Raw genomic sequence first — 26366 nt, 5'->3', positions numbered from 1 at the left:
CCGCCATGTATCAACTCTTTATCGAAGGCCTGCAACGCCTCGGCCGCGCGCTGATGCTGCCGATCGCGATCCTGCCGATTGCCGGCCTGCTACTGCGCCTGGGTGACACCGACCTGCTGAACATCGCGATCATTCACGATGCCGGCCAGGTGATCTTCGCCAACCTGGCGATGATCTTCGCCATCGGCATCGCCGTCGGTTTCGCCAAGGACAACAACGGTACCGCCGGCCTCGCCGGGGTGATCGGTTATCTGGTGATGATCTCCACGCTCAAGGTGCTCGACGCGAGCATCAACATGGGCATGCTCGCCGGGATCGTCAGCGGCCTGATGGCCGGCGCGCTGTACAACCGCTTCAAGGACATCAAGCTGCCGGAGTACCTCGCGTTCTTTGGTGGCCGACGGTTTGTGCCGATTGTCACCGGGTTTGCGGCGGTCGGTCTGGGCGTGGTGTTCGGCTATATCTGGCCGCCGATCCAGCACGGCATCAACGCGTTTGGCGCGCTGATGATGGAAAGCGGCAGTATCGGCGCGTTCGTGTTTGGCGTGTTCAACCGCCTGCTGATCGTCACCGGCCTGCACCACATCCTCAACAACATGGCGTGGTTCGTGTTCGGTAACTTCACCGATCCGACTACCGGTGCGCTGGTGACCGGTGACCTGTCGCGCTACTTCGCTGGCGATCCGAAGGGTGGCCAGTTCATGACCGGCATGTTCCCGATGATGATCTTCGGCCTGCCAGCGGCATGCCTGGCGATGTACCGCAATGCGCTGCCGGAACGCCGCAAGGTCATGGGCGGGATCTTCCTGTCGATGGCGCTGACTTCGTTTTTGACCGGGGTGACCGAGCCGATTGAATTCGCCTTCATGTTTCTGGCGCCGCTGTTGTATCTGCTGCATGCGCTGCTGACCGGGTTGTCGATGGCGATTACCAATGCGTTGAACATTCACCTCGGCTTCACCTTCTCCGGTGGCTTCATCGACATGGTGCTGGGTTGGGGGCGCTCGACCAATGGCTGGCTGGTGATTCCGGTCGGGCTGGCGTACGCCGTGGTGTATTACGCGGTGTTTGATTTCTGTATTCGTCGCTTCAACTTGAAGACGCCGGGGCGTGAGGATGTCGCAACGGCAGAGAAAGTGGTTCTGACCGAGAACGAACGCGCCAGCGCTTATATCAAGGCATTGGGTGGTGCTGAAAATCTACTGACGGTCGGCGCCTGCACTACGCGGTTGCGCTTGGAAATGGTCGATCGCAACAAGGCGTCCGATGCTGATTTGAAAGCGTTGGGTGCGATGGCGGTTGTGCGTCCGGGCAAGGGCGGAAGTTTGCAGGTGGTGGTGGGGCCGATGGCGGACAGCATTGCGGATGAGATTCGCCTCGCCATGCCTTCACTGGGGCGTGCGGTTCTGGTTGAAACCGCTGTTGTTGCTGATGAGCCGAAAGCTTTTGTGGTCGCGAGTTCGGAAGCGCAGCAATGGCTGAATGCACTGGGTGGCGGCGACAACGTGCTGCAACTGGATTGCATTGCCATGAGCCGGATTCGCTTGTTGCTGGCAGATGGCAAGGCTCTGTCCGACGCGCAGTTAAAAGAGCTGGGTTGTCAGGGTGTCAGCCAGTTGGAGGGTGGTGTTTGGCACTTGTTGGTGGGTGACAAAGCTGCGAGTTTGAGTGGAGCACTTGAAGCTCTGCTCAATCGCATTGAGCCAAGTGCGAAGGTTTTAACCGCAATAAAAGTCCAACAGCCTTACTGACCCATGAAAAGCCGCCGTGCCAGGAAGCGCTGCGGCTTTTTATATCGTGTTACTTCGCTGGAACAACGATAAACGTGCGAACCGGTGACGTACCAGCGCTTCCTCTGGCCGTAACCGAATGAGCACCCACCATCAGACTCGTTAGGTGCGAATCCCAGAGTCCTGCAGCGCCGACGACTACTTGCCCCCTCAAAACAGCACCGTCGAAAATTTCAACTTTTTCTCCAGCATCTGCAACCCCGCTCAATTGCACAGAAGTTGCCGAGGTGGTGCCACCGTTGTCAATCACTCCCTTATCGTCTCTCACAGAGGTGATGACTGGCACAACATTTTTTTCAGCAGACATAGTCAAGTTCCTTCTTACCCGTTTGGATGGAAGGCTTATCTGACAGGAGTTGGAGGTATCGCGCCACTGTCAGAAATTACAGGTTAAGGGGTGTTTCCGATGAACGGTTAATGCCACATCTGCCACTGAGTTGAGCCGCGAACGTCAATCTCCAAAGTCATGCGCTTGAGCAGGCTCGCCCCTATCCCAATGGGGCCAGCCTGTTTGCGATGTACCCGTATGGATCAGGTTTGCGGGTCTACCCGATCCAGTGCGCGATTTACCGCCAGTTCGGCGAGCATGACGATTTGCTGGATGCCCAATACGGTGCTGCGCTGAGAACCGTTTAGCTCATTGGCGAAGTTGCCGGCCGCGGTACTTGCAGAGGCTAATGACTCGCAGGCGTGAGCGAGCAGGCTTTCGGTGTCGACCTCTGGGCAGACCATGAACATGGTGCTAGGCCGGCGGGGCTTCGCGGGTTCGGGGCACAGGTAGAAGTCGAGCGCGCGTTTGATGGCTTCGCGGTTTCGGGCCTGGTCTTCGGCGCGGAGGGCTGCTTCGAGTGGAGTTTTGGTTTCGTGGGGTGGGTCGGGGATCAGCTTGTCCAAAGTTCAACTCCTGCTACTGCAAGTGGAGATGCCATCGTTCGCCGGATCTCACGCGGCGAAGAGGTGGCAGCTATGTGCAGGGTGAGATCCACCGGAGCAGGCAACCGGCCAGACCGAAGTCTGCCCGCACACAGCCGCCATAAAACAGGCAGCAGATTGAGCTGGCGCCAATTATCGTAGTGTTGGCGCTAGTTGCAAGCATTCCGGGGATCTCACGCCCGGTCGCTGAATTGGCAGGGACAGGCAAAGCCTAGAGAGCGGGCGTCCGACGGACAACCTGAAAACCTTGTGGGAAGGTTCTGGCTATTCGACACATCATTAAACAGCCAAAAGCAAACCCTCACCCTAGCCCTCTCCCAAAGGGAGAGGGGACTGACCGAGGTGTTTGGTGGATGTACGCCGACGTGAAATACCGAGTCGAATTCACATTCTGAAACAGATCAAAGGCCCCTCACCCTAGCCCTCTCCCAGAGGGAGAGGGGACTGACCGGGGTGTTTGGTGGATCTACGCTGACGTGAAATACCGAGTCGAACTCAGATCTCGAAAAGCCCACAAATCGGCTCCCTCTCCCTCGGGAGAGGGCTGGGGTGAGGGGCGAATCCACCAAAAAATCAACGCCGAACACCCCGTGCTCTTCACCACTCAACAGGATGAGCGCAAGCTCGGCTGCAGCTCTTGATCTTGATCCACCGGCCCCGTCGGCAGGCTGAGTGGAGGGATTTATCCGGGGGTGGGAGCGCAGCGACCGTTTGGCGTAGCCAAACACAGCGAGAGGAGGTGCAGCGAAGCAAACCGTAGGCGATGCGCCCGGATGGATCCCGGAGCGAAGGAACCCCGAGCTTTAGCGAGTGGGCCGAACGTTGGGGCACAGACCTTTGGTTCCTTTGGGGCGTTTGCCAAAGGGACTCGCCGTAAGGGCGAAACCGCCAGCCGCAGCCCCCGAAGAAACGGATATTCACTCAGTCAGCCAGAGCATGGTCGCCTGTCAGGGCGCCATCGCGAGCAGGCTCACTCCTACAGAAAAGCAAATCGCAGGCAACAAAAAACCCGCAGACAATCACTCATCTGCGGGTTTCCCATTTCAGCAGCAAGAAAGATCAGAAATCTTCCAGCCGCCACACCTCATAAGCCGGCGTCTCGTAGGGATGGCTCAACTTGAGCGCCGCCACTACAGCAACGATCAACTCATCCGCCACTACAAGCTCAACCTTCCATTCCTCAACCCGCTCAACCCGCCCCGCCTCGCCCATGAACGGCTGACTGCCGTCCAACGGTCGAAACTGCCCCAGACCGAGCACCTGCCAGGCACAGTGGTCATAGTCACCGATCCGCCCACCACCGGCAGCGAACACAGCCCCTTTGACCACCTCGACATGACTGTCAGGAACAAAAAAGGCGAGCTTGTACACAGGTCTTAGTTCACCCAAACGCGAGCATTACGGAACATACGCATCCAAGGTGCATCTTCGTTCCAGTCTTCCGAACGCCACGAGTTCTGCACCGCGCGGAACACACGCTCCGGGTGCGGCATCATGATCGTCACACGGCCATCACGGCTGGTGAGACCGGTAATCCCGCGCGGCGAACCGTTCGGGTTGGCCGGATACGACTCGGTGACCTTGCCATGGTTGTCGACGAAACGCATCGCCACGCAACCGGACAGATCGGCTTCCAGCAGTGCTTCTTCGCTGGAGAACTCAGCGTGACCTTCACCGTGAGCAATGGCGATCGGCATACGCGAACCGGCCATGCCCTGCAGGAAGATCGAGTTCGATTCCTGAATCTGCACCATCGCCACGCGCGCTTCGAACTGCTCGGAACGGTTACGCACGAAGTGCGGCCAGAACTCGCTGCCCGGGATCAGCTCGTGCAGGTTGGACATCATCTGACAACCGTTGCACACGCCGAGGGTGAAGCTGTCGTTACGCTCGAAGAAGCCCTGGAACGCATCGCGGGCACGGCTGTTGAACAGCGCCGACTTGGCCCAGCCTTCACCGGCGCCAAGCACGTCGCCGTAGGAGAAACCACCGCACGCCACCAGACCTTTGAACTCGTTCAGGTCGACACGGCCAGCGAGGATGTCGCTCATGTGCACGTCGATCGCGTTGAAACCGGCGCGGTCGAACGCCGCCGCCATTTCCACCTGACCGTTGACGCCCTGCTCACGCAGCACGGCAACCTGTGGGCGAATGCCTTTCTTGATGTAAGGCGCGGCGATGTCCTGGTTGACGTCGTAGCTCAGCTTGACGCTCAGGCCCGGGTTGTCTTCTTCCAGCAGCACGTCGAACTCTTGCTCGGCGCAGTCGGCGTTATCGCGCAGACGCTGGATCTGGTAGCTGGTTTCAGCCCAGGTACGTTGCAGCAGACGACGCTGACCTTCGAACACGGTGTCACCGTTGAAGGTGATGTTGATCTGGCCGTTGTTCATTGGCTGACCGATCACCGACACGCAGTCGCCCAGACCGGCCGCGCTGAACTGCGCGAGAATGTCTGGCGTGGCGTCCTGACGAACCTGGATCACCGCACCCAGTTCTTCGTTGAACAGGATCGCAGCGATTTCGGCCGAAGACTCGGCAACGCTGTCGAGGTTCAGGCTCAGACCGCAGTGACCGGCGAAGGCCATTTCCACCACGGAAGTCAGCAGACCACCGTCGGAGCGGTCGTGGTACGCCAGCAGATGACCATCGGCGTTCAAGCCCTGGATCACGGCGAAGAAGGCTTTCAGGTCTTCGGCGTCATCGACGTCCGGCGCGTGTTTGCCGAGCTTGCCGTGAACCTGTGCAAGGATCGAAGCACCCATACGGTTCTGACCGCGACCGAGGTCGATCAGGATCAGGTCGGTGGTGCCCTTGTCCATGCGCAGTTCCGGGGTCAGGGTCTGACGGATGTCAGCCACTGGCGCGAAACCGGTCACGATCAGGGACATCGGCGAGGTCACGGTTTTTTCTTCGCCGTTATCGTTCCAGCGAGTGGCCATGGACATCGAGTCCTTGCCCACCGGAATGGTGATACCCAGCTCAGGGCACAGTTCCATACCAACCGCTTTCACGGTGTCGTACAGACGCGCGTCTTCGCCCGGGTGGCCGGCAGCCGACATCCAGTTCGCCGACAGTTTGATGTCGGAGATCTTGTTGATGCGCGAAGCAGCGATGTTGGTCAGGGTTTCGCCGATGGCCATGCGGCCCGACGCCGGGGCGTCCAGCAATGCCAGCGGAGTACGCTCGCCCATCGCCATGGCTTCACCGGTGTAAACGTCGAAACTGGTGGCGGTGACGGCAACGTCAGCCACCGGAACCTGCCACGGGCCGACCATTTGGTCACGGGCCACGAGGCCGGTGATGGTGCGGTCGCCGATGGTGATCAGGAAGCTTTTGCTCGCCACGGCCGGGTGATGCAGAACGCGTTCGATGCTTTCGCTGATGTCGAGGTTCGACGGATCGAAGTCATCGCCCAGCTCGGCTTCACGAACCACCGAACGGTGCATGCGCGGGGCTTTGCCCAGCAACACTTCCAGTGGCATGTCCACCGGGTTGTTGCCGAAGTGGCTGTCGGTCACGGTCAGTTGCGGTTCGGCAGTGGCTTCACCAACAACGGCAAACGGGCAGCGCTCGCGTTCGCAGATCGCCTGGAAGCGCTCGAAGTCTTCCGGGCCGACCGCCAGAACGTAACGTTCCTGGGATTCGTTGGACCAGATTTCGTGCGGGGCCATGCCCGGCTCGTCGTTTGGAATGTTGCGCAGTTCGAAACGGCCACCGCGGTCACCGTCGTTGACCAGTTCCGGGAAGGCGTTGGACAGACCGCCGGCCCCCACGTCGTGGATGAAGCTGATCGGGTTTTTGTCACCCAGTTGCCAGCAACGGTCGATGACTTCCTGGCAGCGACGTTCCATTTCTGGGTTTTCACGCTGTACGGAAGCGAAGTCGAGATCCGCCGAGCTGGTGCCGGTGGCCATCGAGGAAGCGGCGCCGCCACCCAGACCGATCAACATCGCCGGGCCGCCGAGCACGATCAGCTTGGAGCCAACGACGATCTCGCCTTTCTTGACGTGTTCTTCGCGGATGTTGCCCATGCCGCCAGCGAGCATGATCGGCTTGTGGTAACCACGAACTTCGTCACCGTGCGGGGTGGTGATCGATTGTTCGAAGGTACGGAAGTAGCCGGTCAGGGCCGGACGGCCGAATTCGTTGTTGAACGCGGCGCCGCCGAGCGGGCCTTCGATCATGATGTCCAGCGCGGTAACGATGCGCTCAGGCTTGCCGTACGGCACTTCCCACGGCTGTTCGAAGCCCGGGATCTGCAGGTTGGATACAGTGAAACCGGTCAGGCCAGCCTTTGGCTTGGCGCCACGACCGGTTGCACCTTCGTCACGGATTTCGCCGCCGGAACCGGTCGACGCGCCCGGGAACGGAGCAATCGCGGTCGGGTGGTTGTGGGTTTCAACCTTCATCAGGATGTGCACCGGCTCCTGCACCGCGCCGTACTGGCGGGTTTCAGGATTCGGGAAGAAACGGCCGGCAACGTTGCCGACGATCACCGAGGCGTTGTCCTTATAAGCCGACAGAACGCCTTCGCTGTGCATCACGTAGGTGTTCTTGATCATGCCGAACAGGCTTTTTTCCTGGTTCTCGCCATCAATATCCCAACTGGCGTTGAAGATCTTGTGACGGCAGTGCTCGGAGTTGGCCTGGGCGAACATCATCAGTTCGATGTCGTGCGGGTTGCGCTTGAGACCGTTGAAGGCATCGACCAGATAGTCGATTTCGTCTTCGGCCAGGGCGAGGCCCAGCTCGGTGTTGGCTTTTTCCAGCGCGGCGCGACCACCACCGAGGATGTCGATGGCCGTCAGCGGCTTCGGTTCGGCGTGGCTGAACAGACCGGCGGCCTGTTCAAGGTTGGCCAGCACGATTTGAGTCATGCGGTCATGCAGCACGTCGGCAATCTGCTGGGCTTCGGCTTCGCTGAACTGACCGGCAACGTAGAAGGCGATACCGCGCTCCAGACGCTGGATCTTGCTCAGGCCGCAGTTGCGGGCGATGTCGCTGGCCTTGCTCGACCATGGCGAGATGGTGCCGAAACGCGGCAACACCAGAAACAGACGACCGGTCGGCTCTTGTACCGGAACGCTTGGGCCGTACTTCAGAAGGCGCGCTAGCACCTGCTGTTCGTCGCCGGTCAGGACGCCGGTGACTTCGGCGAAGTGAGCGAATTCAGCATACAGGCCACTGACAGCTGGAACCTTCTGGCTCAGTTGCTCAAGGAGTTTGCTGTGGCGAAAGGCAGAAAGGGCAGGAGCGCCGCGCAGGATCAACATCTTCGGGACAGCCTCGGGAAGGGGTGTGCTTTGAGGCCGTGCATTCTAGCCTAAACCGCCCTCAACATCACCCGAAACGCTACGCACGGTTGCACTCGGACACCAATCTGTGTTTCTGCCTCCAGAGTCAGGTAAATCGCGTGTTTCACGATGGCTTATTTTTACTGTAACAAAAAGCCGTGAAGGCCCGTTTCTGCGGGGTTTAACCCGATTCTGTGATCGCTAGCAGACTCGCCCTGCACTGTCGAGATATGGCGCCCGTGGCCGTTTGCGTATACTGCGCAGATGTTTTTTCCAACGGCTTTGCGTCCGCGGTACGCCAAATGGCTGATCGCAACCGGACTCTTCCTGATGCTCGGTGGCTGTGTTGATAAACCCAACACACTCGAGCGCGTAAAGGAGGATGGTGTGCTGCGGGTGATTACCCGTAACAGCCCCGCCACCTACTTTCAGGATCGCAGCGGTGAAACCGGCTTCGAATACGAGCTGGTGAAGCGTTTCGCCGACGATTTGGGCGTAGAACTGAAGATCGAGACCGCCGACAACCTCGACGACCTGTTCGACCAGATCGGCAAGCCGAACGGCCCGGTGCTGGCCGCCGCCGGTCTGGTCAGCAGCGATCAGCGCAAGCAGCAGGTGCGGTTCTCGCATTCCTATCTTGAGGTCACCCCGCAGATCATCTATCGCAATGGCCAGTCGCGGCCGACCGATCCCGGTGATCTGGTCGGCAAGAAGATCATGGTGCTCAAGGGCAGCACTCACGCCGAACAATTGGCAGAGCTGAAAAAGAAATTTCCCGGTATCGAATACGAAGAGTCCGACGCGGTTGAAGTGGTCGACCTGTTGCGCATGGTTGATGAAGGCCAGATTGACCTGACCCTGGTCGACTCCAACGAAGTGGCGATGAATCAGGTGTACTTCACCAATATTCGCGTGGCCTTCGACCTCGGCGATGCGCGCAGCCAGAGCTGGGCGGTTGGTCCGGGCGAAGACAACAGTCTGCTCAACGAAATCAACGCGTATCTGGACAAGGTGCAGAAGAACGGCACCCTGCAACGCCTGAAGGATCGCTACTACGGCCACGTCGATGTCCTCGGCTACATGGGCGCCACGACCTTCGCCCAGCACTTGCAGCAGCGCCTGCCGAAATACGAACAGCACTTCAAGAATTACGCGAAGAAAGAGAAAGTCGACTGGCGCCTGCTCGCGGCCATCGGCTATCAGGAATCGCTGTGGCAGCCGACCGTCACCTCGAAAACCGGCGTGCGCGGCCTGATGATGCTGACCCAGAACACCGCGCAGGCGATGGGCGTGTCCAACCGCCTCGATCCGAAGCAAAGCATTATGGGCGGGGCGAAATACCTGGCTTATATGAAGGATCAGCTCGACGACTCGATCAAGGAGCCGGATCGCACCTGGTTCGCCCTGGCAGCCTACAACGTGGGCAGCGGTCACCTCGATGACGCGCGCAAACTGACGGCCAAGGAAGGGTTGAACCCGGACAAATGGCTGGACGTGAAGAAGATCCTGCCGCGCCTGTCGCAGAAGCAGTGGTATAGCAAGACGCGTTATGGCTACGCCCGGGGCGGCGAGCCGGTGCATTTTGTGGCGAACATTCGTCGCTACTACGACATTTTGACCTGGGTGACGCAGCCGCAGCTTGAAGGCGATCAGGTGGCTGAGGGCAATCTGCATGTGCCTGGCATCGACAAGTCAAAACCCGCGCAAGAACCTGCCCCGCTCTAGCCAACACCCCAAAAACAAATGTGGGAGCGAGCCTGCTCGCGAAGGCGTCGTGTCAGTCGATATCATGCTTGACTGATACACCGCTTTCGCGAGCAGGCTCGCTCCCACAGGGGTTATGCGTTGACCTTTAGCCTTTCAACGCGGCAGCCAGGATCAGCGCTTTCATCTCGGATACCGCGGACTTGAAGCCGACGAACAACGCATGCGCCACCAGCGCGTGGCCGATGTTCAGTTCGTTAATGCCCTTGATTGCCGCGACGGCTTCAACGTTGTGGTAGTGCAAGCCGTGACCCGCGTTTACGATCAAGCCTTGGGCCAAACCAAACGCCACGCCATCGGCAACGCGCTTGAGCTCTTCAGCCACTTCGGTCGGGGTTTCGGCATCGGCATAACGACCGGTGTGCAACTCGATGGCTGGAGCGCCAACACGCTTCGACGCCGCAATCTGCCGCTCATCAGCATCGATGAACAGCGACACTTCGCTGCCGATCTTCGACAGACGCTCGACCGCTGCCTTGATGCGCTCTTCCTGACCCGCTACATCCAGACCGCCTTCGGTAGTCAGCTCCTGGCGGGTTTCCGGGACCAGGCAAATGTGCGCCGGCCGGATGCGCTCGGCGAATGCCATCATTTCTTCGGTGACGCCCATTTCGAAGTTCATGCGGGTTTGCAGCACGTCCTTGAGCAACAGTACATCGCGCTCTTGAATGTGCCGGCGGTCTTCACGCAGGTGCACGGTAATGCCATCAGCGCCCGCCTCTTCCGCGTCCAGCGCCGCTTTGACCGGATCAGGGTAGCGCGTGCCACGGGCCTGACGCAGGGTGGCGACGTGGTCGATGTTCACGCCAAGAAGAATGCGATTGCTGGTGGTCACGGATGCGCTCCTGAATTGAGAGATTCGGCGCACAGCATATCAGGGCTTGCGAAACAGCTCGCGACTGACGAGAGGACGACCGCCCAGGTGAACAGCCAAGGCCTGACGCATCAAGCGCTTGGCCGCGGACAGCGCGCCGGGGGCGGACCAGTCGGCTTCGGCCATGGCCAGTAATTCAACGCCGTTGAACAGACCGGGTTGCAGCAGGAAAACCCTCTCAAGCCCCGCATCCACTTGCAGGCGATAGAGGCCGTCCGCCGCGACAGGCTCGCCATGGATATCAGTGTTCAGGGAAAAACCGTAACCGAGGTCGTCCAGCAGACGCCATTCGAAGGAGCGCAGCAATGGCTCAAGCGGTCTACCTTCAGCCAATGCCAGCAAGGTCGCGGCATAGTGATCGAATACACCCGGATGCGGATCTTCGGCCGGCAGCAGACGGATCAGCAACTCATTGAGATAGAGACCGCTGAACAGTGCCTCGCCGTTGAGCCACGCCGAAGTGCCAGAACTCTCCATGCGCCCGACATTCTTCAACTCACCCTTGCCACGAAATTCGACTTCCAGCGACACGAATGGTCGCGCCAACGTCCCGGCCTTGCCCCGCGCACTGCGCAACACCGCCCGCAGCCGCCCTTGCGGCGTGAGGAAATCCACCAACGCACTGGTTTCGCGGTAGGCGCGGGAGTGCAGGACGTAGGCGGGTTGGGCGGGAGGCGGGTTTGAGGACATGGAACTCTCATGGATAAAACGCGGTTTTATATTCACCCCAAAACCACTGTGGGAGCGAGCTTGCTCGCGAATGCAGGGTGTCAGTCAACAAATATGTCGTCTGGCACTACGCCTTCGCGAGCAAGCTCGCTCCCACAGGTTTTTTCGGTGTTGCGACAACCGCGTACTTACAGGTCGCCGTAACCCAGCGAACGCAGCGCACGCTCGTCGTCGGACCAGCCGCCCTTCACCTTGACCCACAGGTTGAGCATGATCTTGGAGTCGAACAGCAATTCCATATCCTTGCGCGCTTCGGTGCCGATGCGCTTGATGCGCTCGCCCTTGTCGCCAATGATGATCTTCTTCTGGCCGTCGCGCTCAACAAGGATCAAGGCATGGATGTGCAAGGTTTTGCCCTGCTGCTTGAACTCTTCGATTTCGACGGTGATCTGGTACGGCAGCTCGGCGCCCATCTGGCGCATGATCTTCTCGCGTACCAGTTCGGCGGCGAGGAAACGGCTGCTGCGGTCGGTGATCTGGTCTTCCGGGAAGAAGTGATCGTTCTCCGGCAGGTGATCGGCAATGACCTTTTCCAGTGCTTCGAGGTTATGCCCGTGCTGCGCGGAAATCGGAATGATCTGCGCGTTCGGCAGTTGTTCCTGCAACCAGCTGAGGTGCGGCATCAGCTCGGCTTTGTCTTCGATGCGGTCGGTCTTGTTCAGCGCGACGATCAGTGGGCCGGTCACGTATTGCACGCGCTCCAGCACCATCTGGTCTTCGTCGGTCCACTTGGTGCGATCGACCACGAAGATCACCACATCGACGTCTTTCAACGCCGCCGAAGCGGTTTTGTTCATGTAACGGTTCAGGGCCTTTTCGCCACCCTTGTGCATGCCGGGCGTGTCGACGTAGATCGCCTGCACGTCACCTTCGGTTTTGATCCCGAGCATGTTGTGGCGAGTGGTCTGCGGCTTGCGCGAAGTGATCGCGAGCTTCTGGCCGAGGATGTGGTTCAGCAGCGTCGACTTACCGACGTTGGGACGGCCGACGATGGCAACATAGCCACAGCGAGTTGCGTTTGTATCAGTCATTGCCATTCTCCACGCCCAGGGCAATCAGTGCTGCAGCGGCCGCTACCTGTTCGGCAATACGACGGCTCACACCCTGACCCCGGCTTTTTTCATTCAGTAAGACAACTTCGCATTCGACGAAGAAGGTTCGGCAGTGCGGCTCACCCTGGATATCCACCACTTCGTAGCGTGGCAGATCGCAACCGCGCGATTGCAGGTGTTCCTGCAAACGGGTCTTCGGATCCTTGTTGGTGTCGACCAGCGTCAGGCCTTCGAACTCGCCAGCCAGCCAGGCCAGCACGCGCTCACGCGCCATGTCCATACCGGCATCGAGATAGATCGCACCGATCAACGCTTCGAGGGCATCGGCCAGAATCGATTCGCGACGGAAACCACCGCTTTTCAACTCGCCGGAGCCCAGTCTCAGGTAATCGCCAAGGTCAAAACCACGCGCCAGTACGGCCAGCGTCTCACCTTTTACCAGGCGTGCGCGCAAACGCGACAACTGGCCTTCGCGGGCCAGCGGGAAGCGATCGAACAGCGCCTCGCCAGCGACGAAGTTGAGGATGGCATCACCGAGGAATTCCAGGCGTTCGTTGTTACGCCCGGCAAAACTGCGATGCGTGAGGGCCAGCAGCATCAGCTCCTGATCCTTGAAGGTGTAACCGAGCTGGCGCTCGAGACGGCTTAGAGAAACGCTCACGGTTTACCCACGCTGAGTTCGTGGCTGGATTCCACTGCCATCGCCGGGATGCGGCGCAGGCCTGGGACAATTAACGCTGTGTTCAAAAATTAAATCCTGGCGATTGCGAAGCCGATTGTGCCGGCTCCAGAAATGCATTCGGCGCTGTGGTCAACAGCGCCGTGTGTGATTACTTGATCAGGCCAACCCGCGAAAAATTCGGCAGGTGACTGAGTTTCGGCTCCGGCCAGCTCATCCAGACCGCGAAGGCCTTGCCGACGATATTCTGGTCGGGAACCATGCCCAGCAGATCCTTGGGAATGTTCGGATCATCCCAGTAGCGACTGTCGTTCGAGTTGTCGCGGTTGTCGCCCATCATGAAGTAGTGCCCGGCGGGCACTGTCCACGAGCGATCCGGCGTGGCGCGGTAGCGGCTCATTTCCTTGCGGATCAGATGCTCGGCGGCGCCCAGTTTCTCTTTGTATAGCTCGGCGCTGCCGAGTGTGCCCGGCTCGGCGCCGACCATCTGCTCGGCAATCGACTCGCCATTGACGAACAGACGCTTGTCGGCGGTGTAACGCACCGTGTCGCCTGGCAGACCGACTACACGCTTGATGTAGTTGACGTTCGGATCGCTCGGGTAGCGGAACACCATCACATCGCCACGCTGCGGGTCACCGACTTCGATGATTTTCTTGTCGATCACCGGCAGGCGGATCCCGTAGGAAAATTTGCTCACCAGAATGAAGTCGCCGACGTCCAGGGTCGGTTTCATCGAGCCCGACGGGATCTGGAACGGTTCCACGAGGAACGAACGCAGCACCAGCACGATGAACAGCACCGGAAAGAACGACTTGCCGTATTCAACCAGCAGCGGCTCTTTGTTCAGCTTCTCGACCACCACGACATCCGGCTGGCTGACACTGCCTTGATAAGAGGCAATGGCAGCACGCCGACGCGGTGCCAGGATCAACAGATCGAGCAACGCCAACAGGCCGCAGACAAACACGGCGATGACCAGCAACAGCGGGAAATTTAGTGACATAGGACCTAACTATCCAACCTGAGCACGGCAAGGAAGGCTTCTTGTGGAATTTCCACGTTGCCGACCTGCTTCATGCGTTTCTTACCGGCCTTTTGCTTCTCGAGCAGTTTCTTCTTACGGCTGACGTCACCGCCGTAGCATTTGGCCAATACGTTCTTTCTGAGCGCCTTGACGGTTGTCCGGGCAACGATCTGACCACCGATGGCAGCTTGAATCGCCACGTCGAACATCTGACGAGGAATCAGTTCTTTCATCTTCTCGGTCAACTGGCGACCTTTGTAGTGCGAGTTGTCACGGTGCACGATCAACGCGAGGGCATCGACCTTGTCGCCGTTGATCAGCACATCCAGTTTCACCAGATTAGCCGATTGGTAACGGTCGAAATGGTAATCCAGCGAAGCATAGCCGCGACTGGTGGATTTGAGACGGTCGAAGAAGTCCAGGACCACTTCGTTCATCGGCAGGTCGTAAGTGACCTGCACCTGATTGCCGAGGAACAGCATGTCGACTTGAACGCCGCGCTTCTCGATGCACAGGGTGATGACGTTACCCAAGTGTTCTTGCGGCACGAGGATATTGGCGCGCACGATCGGCTCGCGCATGTCTTCGATCGACGACACATCCGGGAGCTTGGATGGGTTGTCGACGTAAATCGTTTCACCGGTTTTCAGCACCAGTTCGAAGATTACCGTTGGCGCGGTGGTGATCAGGTCCAGGTCGTACTCGCGCTCGAGGCGCTCCTGGATGATTTCCATGTGCAGCATGCCGAGGAAGCCGCAACGGAAGCCGAAGCCCAGTGCGTCGGAGCTTTCCGGGGTGTACTGCAGCGACGAGTCGTTGAGGGTCAGCTTCTGCAGCGCTTCGCGGAAATCCTCGAAGTCGTCGGAACTGACCGGGAACAGACCGGCGTAAACCTGTGGCTGGATGCGTTTGAAGCCGGGCAGCACTTCAACGTCCGGGGTCGAACTCAGGGTCAGGGTGTCACCGACCGGTGCACCGTGAATGTCCTTGATGCTGGCGATGATGAAGCCCACTTCGCCGGCCTTGAGGTCAGCGGTGGCGGTGTGTTTCGGGTTGAATACACCAACGCTGTCGACCAGATGGATCTTGCCGGTGGACTTGACGAGGATCTTGTCGCCCTTCTTCACGCGGCCATGACGCACGCGCACCAGGGAGACAACGCCCAGGTAGTTGTCGAACCAGGAGTCGATGATCAACGCTTGCAGCGGATCTTCGATGTTGCCGGTCGGCGCAGGAATGGTGTGCACCAGACGCTCGAGCACTTCGTCGACACCCAGGCCGGTCTTGGCGCTGCACGTGACGGCGTCGGTGGCGTCGATGCCGATGATCTTCTCGATCTCATCCTTGACGCGATCAGGATCGGCCTGCGGCAGGTCGATCTTGTTCAGCACCGGCATGACCTCAAGGCCCTGCTCGATGGCGGTGTAGCAGTTCGCTACGGACTGAGCTTCAACGCCCTGACCGGCGTCGACTACCAGCAAAGCACCTTCACACGCGGCCAGGGAACGGCTGACTTCGTAGGTGAAGTCGACGTGGCCCGGGGTGTCAATGAAGTTCAGCTGATACTTGATGCCGTCTTTGGCGGTGTAATAGAGGGTAACGCTGTGGGCCTTGATGGTGATCCCGCGTTCACGCTCCAGATCCATGGAATCCAGTACCTGGGCTTCCATTTCACGCTCGGCCAGGCCGCCGCACATCTGGATGAAACGGTCAGCCAGCGTCGACTTGCCATGGTCAATGTGGGCGATGATGGAGAAATTGCGGATATGACTCAAATCACTCACGGATCAACACTCAAAAAGGCTGCAGGCATGGCCCGCCGAAAAATAGCCGGGAATTGTACCTGATACACGGCGCAAGCGTCACGTTCGCCTGTCACCCGGATTGCATGCAAAAACGCCCCGATCTGTCGACCGAGGCGTTTTCGAGGTTTGAAGCACAGGTCAATCGCCTGTTATCAACCGGCTCTTCGCAGCAGCCAGACACCCGCCAGCGCACAGACACCGGCCGGCACCAGCACCGCGAACAGCGGCGAGAAACCGAACACCAGGCTGGAGGGACCGAGCAAATCCTGGACGATACGGAAGGTGAAGCCCACCAGCACACCGGTGAACACGCGCTGACCGAGGGTCACCGAACGCAACGGACCGAAGATGAAGGAGATCGCCATCAACACCAGAGCGGCAGTGACCAACGGCTGCAACACCTTGACCCAAAATGCCAGCCAGTAGCGGCCGTTGCTCAGGCCTTGCTCGGACAAATAGTGGATATAGCCCCACAGACCACTGATCGACAGCGATTCCGGTGCCATGACCACAGTGCTGAGCAGTTGGGGGCTCAACGCCACGTCCCATTCTTCGCTCGGGGTATTGACGACTTCAGTGCTGCGCTCATGGAACCGCGTGGTAGCAACGTCAGTGAGCTGCCACTTATTACCGTCGAATTCAGCCTTCTTGGCGAAGCTTGAACTCAGCAGATGACGTTCCTTGTCGAAGTGATAGCGGGTCACGCCGTACAGCAGGCCGTTCGGTTGCACGGCGTTGATGTGGATAAATTCCTCACCCTGACGGTGCCACATACCGTGCTTGGCGCTTTGCGCGTCACCACTGCCCTGCGCCAGCGAGCGATTGGCCTGCGCCATGCTTTCGGTCGCCGGAGCAACGTATTCGCCGATCAGCACGCCCGCCAGCATCAGCACCAGCATCGGCTTCATGACCGCCCAGACGATACGGCCGATGGACACACCGGCAGCACGCATTACAGTCAGCTCGCTGCTGCTGGCCAGACTGCCGAGACCGATCAGGCAACCAATCAATGCGGCCATCGGCAGCATCTCGTAGAGACGACGTGGCGCGGTCAGCAACACGAAGCTCAGCACATCAACGAGGGTGTAGGTGTCGCTAACGTCGCCCATCTCGTCGATGAAGGCGAACAAGGTCGCCAGACCGAGAATGATGGCCAGCACGGCGATGATCGCCATGAACACGCTGCTGCCGATGTAGCGGTCGAGTTTAACCACGGGCCACCTCCAGCGCAGCGGAGCGACGACTGGCCATCTTCAGGCGTAGCGGCTCCCAATAGAGCAGGCCGAGACCGATGACAAGGAAGATCGCATGCACCCACCACAGGCCGAGGGCCGGCGGGATCTTGCCTTTTTCAAGGGCGCCGCGGGCGGCAATCAGAATGGTCAGGTAAGCCATATAAAGAAGAATCGCCGGCAGCAGCTTGAGGAAACGCCCTTGGCGCGGATTGACTCGCGACAGCGGCACCGCCATCAGGGTCACGATAAATACCAGCAACGGCAGGGACAAACGCCATTGCAGCTCGGTTTTGGAGCGGATGTCATCGCTGCCCAGCAGAGACGAGGTCGGCATGGCGTCACGGTCGGTGACTTCTTCGCTGACGTCTGGCTTGGGCAACAGCACACCGTAGGTTTCGTAGTGAATGGCGCGGTAATCGGCCTGCCCCGGGCTGCCGTCGTAGCGATAGCCGTTATCGAGGATCAGGTAGCGATTGCCGTCGGGGCGCACTTCCTGGCGACCGCTTTCGGCCACCAGCACGGAAATCCCGCGATCCTTTTGATCGGCACCGAGGTTCTTCTGCGAAATGAATACGCTGCCCAGATTGACGCGATCGTCGCTCAGGGTTTCGGTATAGGTCACCCGAGTACCGTCACGCAGGGCCTGGAAACGCCCCGGTTCGAGGGTATCGAATTCAGTCAGCGCGTCCTGCTTGTTCAGCAGCAACTGGAACTGGTTGGCGCCTTGCGGGGCCAGGCCCAGACTCAGCCACGCCACGACCAGCGCGACCAGCGTCGCTGGAAACAAGGTCATGCGAAACAGCTTCTGCTGGCTCATGCCTGTGGCCGAAAGCACAGTCATCTCGCTTTCCAGGTACAGCCGACCGTACGCCAGCAGGATCCCGAGGAACAGGCCCAGCGGCAGAATCAGTTGCAGGAACCCCGGCAGACGAAAGCCCATGATCAGGAACAAAGAGCCCGGATCGAGCTGGCCGGCAGCGGCCTGAGCCAGATATTTGATGAAGCGACCGCTCATGATGATGACCAGCAGCACGGCACTCACGGCGCTGAGGGTCAGCAGGACTTCGCGGGACAGATAACGGAAGACGATCAAACCAGACACTCCAGGGTTGTCAGGCTAAGGCGGCCAAACAAGCAAACACATCGACCGGCCCGCAACGCAGAGCCGTCGAAAAAAGATGCGGCATTATCCTGTGATTGAGGGCGCCTGTCACTGCGCACACTCATCCATGTCTGTAATCCTTTGCGGATCGTACAACCTAGGGGGCGTTCTCAATTAGTTTTCACACCGCGCCGGGTCTGCTGTTGTGCAGGGCAAGGCGCGAGAAGTGTGGCTTGGTCATTCCAAAATAAGCTTCGAGCAACGCAGCCCTGCACAACAGCAGGCCCGGCCCTTCGGGTTGTGCCTTAAAGCCGGCCAGTCTGCGTTGCAGGCCTTGGAAAGGGAACAACCATTCCCAGCGGCCCGCGCCTTGCCTGGCTGGCTTTAAGGCGACAACGCGGTGTGAAAACTAATTGAGAACGCCCCCTAGGGTTGTCAGGCGCAGTGAGCGAGGTTCAAACTGCGGCCCTTGTCGCAGGCTTTGGCCTGCGCCTCTTCTATCTATAAGCAGGCGACTGCGGACACCGTCGAACGCCTGCATGTTGACCATTCATTCAGGGATCCGGACATGGAACTGGTTGTAAAAAGCGTTAGCCCAGAAACGTTGAAAACCGCCACCCTGGTGGTTGCCGTCGGCGAAGGCCGCAAACTCGGCGTCGCCGCCAAACAGGTTGATGAGCTGAGCGGTGGCGCCATCAGCGCGGTGCTCAAGCGTGGCGATCTGGCTGGCAAGGTCGGTCAGAGTCTGTTGCTGCACAGCCTGCCGAACCTCAAAGCCGAGCGCGTGCTGCTGGTCGGCGTGGGCAAGGATGAAGAACTGGGCGACCGTCCGTTCCGCAAAATCGTGGCCGGCATCCTCAACACCCTGAAGGGTCTGGGCGGCAGCGACGCCGTGCTGGCGCTGGATGAAGTTATTGTCAAAAACCGTGACAGCTACGGCAAAACCCGTCTGCTGGCGGAAACCCTGGTGGACGGCGAATACACCTTCGACCAGTTCAAGAGCCAGAAAGCCGAACCGCGCGCCCTGAAAAAAATCACCCTGCTGACCATCAAGGCTGCCCAAGCTGAAGTGCAGCGCGCCGTGAACCACGCTACTGCGATCGCCAACGGCATGGCCTTCACCCGCGATCTGGGCAACCTGCCGCCGAACATCTGCCACCCGACCTTCCTCGGCGAACAAGCCAAGAATCTGGGCAAAGAGTTCAAGGATCTGAAAGTCGAAGTCCTCGACGAGAAGAAGATCAAATCCCTGGGCATGGGCTCGTTCTACGCCGTCGGCCAAGGCAGCGAGCAACCGCCGCGCCTGATCGTCATGCAATACAACGGCGGCAAGAAATCCGAGAAGCCGTACGCGCTGGTTGGTAAAGGCATCACCTTCGACACCGGCGGCATCAGCCTGAAACCAGGCGCCGGCATGGACGAAATGAAGTACGACATGGGCGGCGCGGCCTCCGTGTTCGGTACCCTGCGTGCCGTGCTTGAACTGAAATTGCCGATCAACCTGGTGTGCATCCTCGCCTGCGCCGAGAACATGCCTAGCGGCAACGCGACCCGTCCGGGCGATATCGTCACCACCATGAGCGGCCAGACCGTGGAAATCCTCAACACCGACGCCGAAGGCCGACTGGTGCTGTGCGACGCGCTGACCTACTCCGAGCGCTTCAAGCCTCAAGCGGTGATCGACATCGCCACCCTGACCGGCGCTTGCGTCGTTGCCTTGGGCGCCCACACTTCGGGCCTGCTGGGCAACAACGACGAACTGATCGACCAACTGCTCAGCGCCGGTAAAGCCGCTGATGACCGTGCCTGGCAATTGCCGCTGTTCGACGAATACCAGGAGCAACTGGACAGCCCGTTCGCCGACATCGCCAACATTGGCGGGCCGAAAGCCGGCACCATCACTGCGGCGTGCTTCCTGTCGCGCTTCACCAAGAACCTCAACTGGGCGCACCTGGACATCGCGGGCACCGCATGGACCAGCGGCGGCAAGGACAAAGGCGCAACCGGTCGTCCGGTGCCTCTGTTGACCCAGTACCTGCTGGATCGCGCCAAAGCCTGAACCCGCTGACGGGCGGCGTTACCTTCGGGTGACGCCGCTTGCTGCTCTGGAACCGCAATGACCAAAGTCGACTTCTATATCCTGCCCAGCGCTGACCCTTCGGCGCGCCTGGACTTTGCCTGCAAGCTCACCGAGAAAGCCTGGCGCATGGGCCATCGCATCTACCTGCATTGCAGCGATGCCGCTCAGCGCGATGATCTCGATGCACGCCTGTGGGCATTCAAGGGCGAAACGTTTGTACCTCACGGCCCGGCCGACAGCGAACCGGACGGTTTGATTGTGTTGGGTCTGGGTGAAGACTGCGGTCAGCATCAGGATTTGCTGGTTAATCTCGACCTGAAAGTCCCAGCCTTTGCCAACAAATTCGCCCGCGTGGCGGAAGTGGTGGTCGAAGATCCGTCGATCCGGGCGGCCGCGCGGGAGAGTTTCCGTTTCTACCGTGAACAGGGCTATCCTCTGCAAGACCACCGTTTACAGCGACTCTGAGCACTCCAATGGACACTCCGAAACCGCAACAAAAGTCCGCACACCTGTTGGATGATCTTGAATCGATCCGCCAGTTGCTCGGCGATGACAACCTGCAACCACCGCTGTTGACCGACACGGTCGACGATGGCGAACAGGAACAGATTCCGATGCTGTTCGATTCGGTCGGCACCGAGCCGGCTGCCGTCGAACCGCCTCCCACGCCCGCCCCGGCAACTGCCGCGCAATCGGCGGCGCCTGTGGATAAAGGCCCGGACGCCTTGCTTCACCTCGACAGCGAACTGCGCGCCGCCGCGCAATTGATCCTGCAAGACGTGATCGACGACTTCGCGCCGCACATCGAAACCGAAATCAAACGCCGCCTCGACGCGCGGATGGAACGGCTGCTCAGCCAGTACGAATAACGTACCCCGTGTAAGAGCTGCCGCAGGCTGCGATCTTTTGACCTTTGTTTTTTAAAGACAAGATCAAAAGATCGCTGCCTTCGGCAGCTCCTACATTTAGATCTCCATCCGGCCCGCCCCGCTCGCCCTCGGCCCCATGCCCCGCTATACTCGTCGGCTTTTCCTGAATTAATGCCAATAGGGTCCCGCCGCGCATGGATAAGACCTACCAGCCGCACGCCATTGAAACTTCCTGGTACAACACCTGGGAGTCCGAGAACTACTTCGCCCCGCAAGGCGCGGGCGACTCCTACACCATCATGATCCCGCCGCCGAACGTCACCGGCAGCCTGCACATGGGTCACGGTTTCAACAACGCGATCATGGACGCCCTGATCCGTTTCCGCCGCATGCAGGGTCGCAACACCCTGTGGCAGCCGGGCACCGACCACGCCGGTATCGCCACACAGATGCTGGTGGAGCGTCAACTCGAGGCCCAAGGCCAGAATCGCCATGATCTGGGCCGCGAAAAATTCCTCGAGAAAGTCTGGGAATGGAAGGATCAGTCCGGCGGCAACATTAGCCGTCAGATCCGCCGCCTCGGCTCGTCCGTTGACTGGAGCCGCGAGCGCTTCACCATGGACGACGGCCTCTCGGAAGCGGTCAAAGAAGCGTTCGTGCGCCTGCACGAAGACGGCCTGATCTACCGCGGCAAGCGTCTGGTCAACTGGGACACCAAGCTGCACACGGCGATTTCCGACCTCGAAGTGGAAAACCACGACGAGAAGGGTTTCCTGTGGAACCTGAAGTACCCGCTGGCCGACGGCGCGAAAACCGCTGATGGCAACGATTTCCTGATCGTCGCGACCACGCGTCCGGAAACCATGCTCGGTGACTCCGCAGTTGCGGTGAACCCGAACGACGAGCGCTACCAGGCCCTGATCGGCAAGTTTGTCGAGCTGCCACTGGTTGGCCGCCGCATCCCGATCATCGCCGACGATTACTGCGATCCTGAATTCGGCACCGGCTGCGTGAAAATCACCCCGGCCCACGATTTCAACGACTACGAAGTCGGCAAGCGCCACAACCTGCCGCTGCTGAATATCTTCGACAAGAACGCCAACGTGCTGCCGGCAGCGCAGGTGTTCAACCTCGACGGCACACTGAACGACAGCATCGATGGCAAGATCCCGGCTGAATACGCCGGCCTTGAGCGTTTCGAAGCGCGCAAGCAGATCGTTGCTGCGTTCGACGCAGCCGGCCTGTTGGTCAGCGTCAATGACCACGGCCTGAAAGTACCGAAAGGCGATCGCTCCGGCACCATCATCGAGCCGTGGCTGACCGACCAGTGGTACGTGTCGACCAAACCTTTGGCCGAGCCTGCGATTGCCGCCGTTGAAGACGGCCGCATCCAGTTCGTGCCCAAGCAATACGAAAACATGTACTTCTCGTGGATGCGCGACATCCAGGATTGGTGCATCAGCCGTCAGCTGTGGTGGGGCCACCGGATTCCGGCCTGGTACGACGAGTCGGGCAAAGTCTACGTCGGTCGCGACGAAGCCGAAGTGCGTGCCAAGCACAACCTCGGCCCGGACGTGGCGCTGCAACAGGACAACGACGTACTCGACACCTGGTTCAGCTCCGGCCTGTGGACGTTCTCCACCCTGGGCTGGCCGGAAAAAACCGAGTTCCTGAAGAAATTCCACTCCACCGACGTACTGGTGACGGGCTTCGACATCATTTTCTTCTGGGTTGCCCGGATGATCATGCTGACCATGCACCTGATCAAGAACGAGGACGGCACCCCGCAGGTACCGTTCAAGACCGTTTATGTGCACGGTCTGGTGCGTGATGGTCAGGGCCAGAAGATGTCCAAGTCCAAGGGCAACGTCCTTGACCCGCTGGACATCATCGACGGTATCGAGCTGGAAGAACTGGTGCAGAAACGCACCTCCGGCCTGATGCAGCCGAAACTGGCGAAGAAGATCGAGAAGCAGACCCGCGACGAGTTCGCCGACGGCATCGCCAGCTATGGCACCGACGCCCTGCGCTTCACCTTCTGCTCGCTGGCCTCGACCGGTCGCGACATCAAGTTCGACATGGGCCGCGTCGAAGGCTATCGCAACTTCTGCAACAAGATCTGGAACGCCGCGCGTTATGTTCTGGACAAGGGCGAAGACTGCGGCCAGAACGGCGAAGCCTACGAGCTGTCGCTGGCGGACCGCTGGATCATCTCGCAACTGCAGCGCACTGAAGCCGAAGTGACCCGTCAACTCGATCAGTTCCGTTTCGACCTGGCGGCGCAAGCGCTGTACGAGTTCATCTGGAACCAGTACTGCGACTGGTACCTGGAACTGTCCAAGCCTGTGCTGTGGGACGAGAACGCTCCGGTTGAACGTCAGCGCGGCACTCGCCGTACGCTGGTTCGCGTGCTGGAAGTGGCGCTGCGTCTGGCGCATCCGTTCATGCCATTCATCACTGAAGAAATCTGGCAGCGCATCGCGCCGCTGGCCGGCATTCAGGGCAAGACGATCATGCTGCAAGCGTGGCCAGTGGCCAACGAAGAGCGCATTGATCCGGCCGCCGAAGACGATATCGAATGGCTCAAGGAACTGATGCTCGGCACGCGTAACATCCGTGGCGAAATGAACATCGGCCCGGGCAAGCCACTGCCAATCTACCTGAAGAACGTCAGCGCTGAAGACCAGCGCCGTCTGACCGAGAACGAAGCGCTGCTGAAAAAGCTGGCGCGTCTGGAATCGATCACCGTTCTGGCGGCTGGTGAAGAAGCACCGCTGTCCGCCACCGCACTGGTTGGCGAGATGGAAGTGCTGGTGCCGATGGCCGGCCTGATCGACAAGGGTGCCGAACTGGCACGCCTGGACAAGGAAATCCTGCGTCTGCAGGGCGAAGTCCAGCGGGTTGGCGGCAAACTGTCCAACGCCGGTTTCGTCGACAAGGCCCCGGCCGAAGTCATCGAGAAGGAACGCGCCAAATTGGCCGAGGCGGAACAAGCCTTGGGCAAACTGGCCGAGCAACATGCGCGGATTGCCAGCCTGTAAAGGTAAATCGCATTAAAAAGGCGCGCCACCCGATTGGGTGACGCGCCTTTTTTATTGCCTACTTTCCTTCATCCACTGCCAATCCCTGTGGGAGCGAGCTTGCTCGCGAAGAGGCCGTGTCAGGCGAAAGTGATGTTGACTGAAACGACGCTTTCGCGAGCAAGCTCGCTCCCACAGAGATCGTTGGTGTTGCTGATATTGAGTTCGCAACGGCTGGATGTGGGACAATACCCGCCACTTTCAGCCATACCCGAATCGACCACGCCCATGAACGCCCCCCGCACACCCAAACCTGCGCGCAAGAAGCCTGACTCCGCGACCCCGGCCAAGACCGTCGAACCGCGCGAAAAGGCCAGCCTGCACCCGCGCAATCGCCATCAGGGTCGTTACGACTTCCCGGCGCTGATCAAAACCACGCCGGAACTGGCGAAGTTCGTGATCACCAACCCGTACGGCAAGGAAAGCATCGACTTCGCCAGCCCCGATGCGGTGCGTGTGTTCAACCGGGCGCTGCTCAAGTCGTTCTATGGCATCCAGCATTGGGACATCCCGGCGGATTACCTTTGCCCACCGGTTCCGGGCCGTGCCGATTACGTGCACTTCCTTGCGGATTTGCTGGCCAGCATGAACGACGGCAAGGTGCCACGCGGCGCGATCGTCAACGTGCTGGACATCGGGATGGGCGCCAACTGCGTATATCCGCTGATCGGTAACAGCGAATACCGCTGGCACTTCCTCGGCTCGGAAATCGACCCGACCGCCGTGGCCGCTGCCCGCGCCATCGTTCAGTCCAACGACCTGAACAAAGTTATCCAGCTGCGCCAGCAGGAAAACCGCAAGCACATCCTGATTGGCTTGCTGGAACCGGGCGAGCGCTTTGACCTGACCATGTGCAACCCGCCGTTCCACGCTTCGATGGATGAAGCGACCAAGGGCAGCGAGCGCAAATGGCGCGCATTGGGCAAGGCTGACCCGAAACGCAAACTGCCGGTGCTGAACTTCGGCGGGCAGTCGGCTGAACTGTGGTGTGAAGGTGGCGAGGCGCGTTTCGTGACGCAACTGATCGCCGAGAGCGCGAACTTCCAGCATAAGGTGCTGTGGTTCAGCACCTTGGTGTCGAAAGCGTCGAACCTGCCGGCCATCGAAACCGCGCTGAAAAAGGCCGGCGTGCTGGAAAGCCAAGTGGTGGAGATGTCGCAAGGCCAGAAGCAAAGCCGTTTCGTCGCCTGGACTTTCCAGACCAAGTCCGAGCAGCAGATCTGGCGCCGCGAGCGCTGGGTACGCTAATAGCTGCGCAGATGCCCCTGTAGGAGCTGCGGCACGCTGCGATCTTTTGATCTTGATCCTGAAAACAAGATCAAAAGATCGCAGCGTCGTTTCACTCGACAGCTCCTACAGGCGGAGTAACGCCTCACCAAATCGCAGACACAAAAAAACCGTGCCCGGATCACTCCGATGCACGGTTTTTTATTGCTGCGTCTTACTTGTTCACAGCGTCGGTCAGGCCTTTGGCCACAACCAGCTTGATCACTTTCTTAGCAGGGATTTCGATGGCAGCGCCAGTCGAAGGGTTACGGCCAGTGCGGGCAGGACGCTCGGTCACTTTCAGCTTGCCGATACCTGGCAAGGTGATTTCGCCGCCGTTTTCCAGCTGATCGGCAACGATTTGGCCCAGTTGGTCCAGAGCGTTACGCGCGGTGGTTTTCGGCGCGTCGATAGCTTCAGCGATGTCGGCGATCAGTTGGTCTTTAGTAAGAGCCATGTAGTGTTCCTTCCCTATCAAATTCATATGGATTGCAGAGTGCAGTGTCAGCCATCGAGCCCGATCTTCTGGATCTGGCACCCTCGGCGATAACCACGACGAGTCGGGTTATAGATGCCGAAATCAGGGTTTGGTTCGACCTGACAAATGCTGATTGCACGCTTAACGCAGTGACTTCGCGTAAGACCGGGCAAAACTAGCACAGAGACGGGGAAATATCCGCCTCTAGCTACCCATTTGGTCAGCTTTATTACGCTAAATCGGTAAAAAACTGCATATGCGTCAGTACGCGCCCCGGTTTTGCCCTACAACCCGCGCCAAAACCAGTGG

At 59.5% G+C, this 26366-nt stretch carries 20 protein-coding genes; 7 read left to right on the top strand and 13 right to left on the bottom strand.

Annotated features, from left to right (window positions below; translation table 11 throughout):
* The first annotated feature begins 5 nt into the window (after positions 1–5).
* Positions 6–1751 carry an N-acetylglucosamine-specific PTS transporter subunit IIBC gene (nagE, locus tag GTU76_RS18395; RefSeq protein ID WP_175555267.1) on the top strand — a complete coding sequence of 582 codons (1746 nt, stop codon included), beginning with the start codon at positions 6–8 and terminating at the stop codon, positions 1749–1751.
* 49 nt (positions 1752–1800) lie between these two features.
* Here nagE and GTU76_RS18390 read toward each other — a convergent pair whose 3' ends face one another.
* The 4 genes from GTU76_RS18390 to purL form a co-directional block, all read right to left on the bottom strand.
* Entirely contained in the window at positions 1801–2097 is a 297-nt protein-coding gene (locus GTU76_RS18390; RefSeq protein WP_016986354.1) for a hypothetical protein, read from the bottom strand.
* Between the two features lie 224 nt (positions 2098–2321).
* Positions 2322–2684: a DUF6124 family protein gene (locus tag GTU76_RS18385; protein WP_180699255.1), complete on the bottom strand. Its 363-nt coding sequence runs from the start codon at positions 2682–2684 to the stop codon at positions 2322–2324.
* 1098 nt (positions 2685–3782) lie between these two features.
* Positions 3783–4094: a YqfO family protein gene (locus GTU76_RS18380; RefSeq protein WP_016986104.1), complete on the bottom strand. Its 312-nt coding sequence runs from the start codon at positions 4092–4094 to the stop codon at positions 3783–3785.
* 5 nt (positions 4095–4099) lie between these two features.
* A complete protein-coding gene (gene purL / locus GTU76_RS18375; protein ID WP_180699254.1) occupies positions 4100–7996 on the bottom strand; it encodes a phosphoribosylformylglycinamidine synthase in 3897 nt (1298 codons plus the stop codon).
* Positions 7997–8281: 285 nt separating this feature from the next.
* Here purL and mltF point away from each other — a divergent pair, with 285 nt between their 5' ends.
* Positions 8282–9742 (top strand): membrane-bound lytic murein transglycosylase MltF, encoded by a 1461-nt coding sequence (gene mltF / locus GTU76_RS18370; RefSeq protein ID WP_016986102.1) that lies wholly within the window; start codon positions 8282–8284, stop codon positions 9740–9742.
* Positions 9743–9869: 127 nt separating this feature from the next.
* On the opposite strand, the gene pdxJ is transcribed toward mltF, so the two are convergent.
* From pdxJ to lptF, 8 genes are all read right to left on the bottom strand, one after another.
* Positions 9870–10616, bottom strand: coding sequence for a pyridoxine 5'-phosphate synthase (gene pdxJ, locus GTU76_RS18365; protein WP_047292711.1), 747 nt, complete (start codon positions 10614–10616; stop codon positions 9870–9872).
* A gap of 39 nt (positions 10617–10655) precedes the next feature.
* Positions 10656–11345, bottom strand: a complete 690-nt coding sequence (recO, locus tag GTU76_RS18360; protein WP_180699253.1) for a DNA repair protein RecO — start codon at positions 11343–11345, stop codon at positions 10656–10658.
* Between the two features lie 167 nt (positions 11346–11512).
* The gene (gene era / locus GTU76_RS18355; protein WP_016771562.1) at positions 11513–12415 is read right to left on the bottom strand and encodes a GTPase Era; all 903 of its coding nucleotides are present in this window, start codon (positions 12413–12415) and stop codon (positions 11513–11515) included.
* Complete coding sequence (gene rnc / locus GTU76_RS18350; protein WP_016986099.1) at positions 12408–13097, bottom strand: ribonuclease III; 690 nt, start codon at positions 13095–13097, stop codon at positions 12408–12410. Before rnc ends, era begins: the two co-directional genes overlap by 8 nt.
* A gap of 169 nt (positions 13098–13266) precedes the next feature.
* Positions 13267–14121 (bottom strand): signal peptidase I, encoded by an 855-nt coding sequence (gene lepB, locus GTU76_RS18345; RefSeq protein ID WP_016986098.1) that lies wholly within the window; start codon positions 14119–14121, stop codon positions 13267–13269.
* A 5-nt stretch (positions 14122–14126) separates the two neighbouring features.
* Positions 14127–15926 carry a translation elongation factor 4 gene (gene lepA / locus GTU76_RS18340; RefSeq protein WP_016986097.1) on the bottom strand — a complete coding sequence of 600 codons (1800 nt, stop codon included), beginning with the start codon at positions 15924–15926 and terminating at the stop codon, positions 14127–14129.
* Positions 15927–16099: 173 nt separating this feature from the next.
* Complete coding sequence (gene lptG / locus GTU76_RS18335; RefSeq protein WP_016986096.1) at positions 16100–17161, bottom strand: LPS export ABC transporter permease LptG; 1062 nt, start codon at positions 17159–17161, stop codon at positions 16100–16102.
* Positions 17154–18275, bottom strand: coding sequence for an LPS export ABC transporter permease LptF (gene lptF, locus GTU76_RS18330; protein WP_016986095.1), 1122 nt, complete (start codon positions 18273–18275; stop codon positions 17154–17156). Before lptF ends, lptG begins: the two co-directional genes overlap by 8 nt.
* A 577-nt stretch (positions 18276–18852) precedes the next feature.
* Between lptF and GTU76_RS18325 the strand changes: the two genes are divergently transcribed.
* The 5 genes from GTU76_RS18325 to rlmF all read left to right on the top strand — a co-directional run bounded on the left by GTU76_RS18325 (position 18853) and on the right by rlmF (position 25561).
* A complete protein-coding gene (locus GTU76_RS18325; protein ID WP_077571238.1) occupies positions 18853–20343 on the top strand; it encodes a leucyl aminopeptidase in 1491 nt (496 codons plus the stop codon).
* Positions 20344–20400: 57 nt separating this feature from the next.
* On the top strand, positions 20401–20829 hold the full coding sequence (locus tag GTU76_RS18320) for a DNA polymerase III subunit chi (RefSeq protein ID WP_175555273.1): 429 nt from the start codon (positions 20401–20403) through the stop codon (positions 20827–20829).
* A gap of 8 nt (positions 20830–20837) precedes the next feature.
* Positions 20838–21233, top strand: coding sequence for a hypothetical protein (locus GTU76_RS18315; RefSeq protein WP_016984996.1), 396 nt, complete (start codon positions 20838–20840; stop codon positions 21231–21233).
* A 194-nt stretch (positions 21234–21427) separates the two neighbouring features.
* Complete coding sequence (locus tag GTU76_RS18310) at positions 21428–24274, top strand: valine--tRNA ligase (RefSeq protein ID WP_016984997.1); 2847 nt, start codon at positions 21428–21430, stop codon at positions 24272–24274.
* A 267-nt stretch (positions 24275–24541) separates the two neighbouring features.
* Complete coding sequence (rlmF, locus tag GTU76_RS18305; protein ID WP_095119373.1) at positions 24542–25561, top strand: 23S rRNA (adenine(1618)-N(6))-methyltransferase RlmF; 1020 nt, start codon at positions 24542–24544, stop codon at positions 25559–25561.
* A gap of 193 nt (positions 25562–25754) precedes the next feature.
* Here the strand turns inward: rlmF and GTU76_RS18300 are convergent, their stop codons facing one another.
* A complete protein-coding gene (locus GTU76_RS18300; RefSeq protein WP_003221909.1) occupies positions 25755–26036 on the bottom strand; it encodes an HU family DNA-binding protein in 282 nt (93 codons plus the stop codon).
* Between the last annotated feature and the right edge of the window lie 330 nt (positions 26037–26366).

Source organism: Pseudomonas crudilactis (genome assembly GCF_013433315.1).
Classification (GTDB): domain Bacteria; phylum Pseudomonadota; class Gammaproteobacteria; order Pseudomonadales; family Pseudomonadaceae; genus Aquipseudomonas; species Aquipseudomonas crudilactis.
The sequence above is the reverse complement of the archived record's forward strand: the minus strand, read 5'-3'. Positions and strand labels throughout refer to the sequence as shown.

Excerpts from the sequence above, each read along its gene's own strand:
- nagE (WP_175555267.1), top strand. The coding sequence starts at position 6 with ATGTATCAACTCTTTATCGAAGGCCTGCAACGCCTCGGCCGCGCGCTG.
- GTU76_RS18390 (WP_016986354.1), bottom strand. The coding sequence starts at position 2,097 with ATGTCTGCTGAAAAAAATGTTGTGCCAGTCATCACCTCTGTGAGAGAC.
- purL (WP_180699254.1), bottom strand. The coding sequence starts at position 7,996 with ATGTTGATCCTGCGCGGCGCTCCTGCCCTTTCTGCCTTTCGCCACAGC.
- mltF (WP_016986102.1), top strand. The coding sequence starts at position 8,282 with ATGTTTTTTCCAACGGCTTTGCGTCCGCGGTACGCCAAATGGCTGATC.
- recO (WP_180699253.1), bottom strand. The coding sequence starts at position 11,345 with ATGTCCTCAAACCCGCCTCCCGCCCAACCCGCCTACGTCCTGCACTCC.
- era (WP_016771562.1), bottom strand. The coding sequence starts at position 12,415 with ATGACTGATACAAACGCAACTCGCTGTGGCTATGTTGCCATCGTCGGC.
- lepB (WP_016986098.1), bottom strand. The coding sequence starts at position 14,121 with ATGTCACTAAATTTCCCGCTGTTGCTGGTCATCGCCGTGTTTGTCTGC.
- GTU76_RS18325 (WP_077571238.1), top strand. The coding sequence starts at position 18,853 with ATGGAACTGGTTGTAAAAAGCGTTAGCCCAGAAACGTTGAAAACCGCC.
- GTU76_RS18320 (WP_175555273.1), top strand. The coding sequence starts at position 20,401 with ATGACCAAAGTCGACTTCTATATCCTGCCCAGCGCTGACCCTTCGGCG.
- GTU76_RS18315 (WP_016984996.1), top strand. The coding sequence starts at position 20,838 with ATGGACACTCCGAAACCGCAACAAAAGTCCGCACACCTGTTGGATGAT.
- GTU76_RS18310 (WP_016984997.1), top strand. The coding sequence starts at position 21,428 with ATGGATAAGACCTACCAGCCGCACGCCATTGAAACTTCCTGGTACAAC.
- rlmF (WP_095119373.1), top strand. The coding sequence starts at position 24,542 with ATGAACGCCCCCCGCACACCCAAACCTGCGCGCAAGAAGCCTGACTCC.
- GTU76_RS18300 (WP_003221909.1), bottom strand. The coding sequence starts at position 26,036 with ATGGCTCTTACTAAAGACCAACTGATCGCCGACATCGCTGAAGCTATC.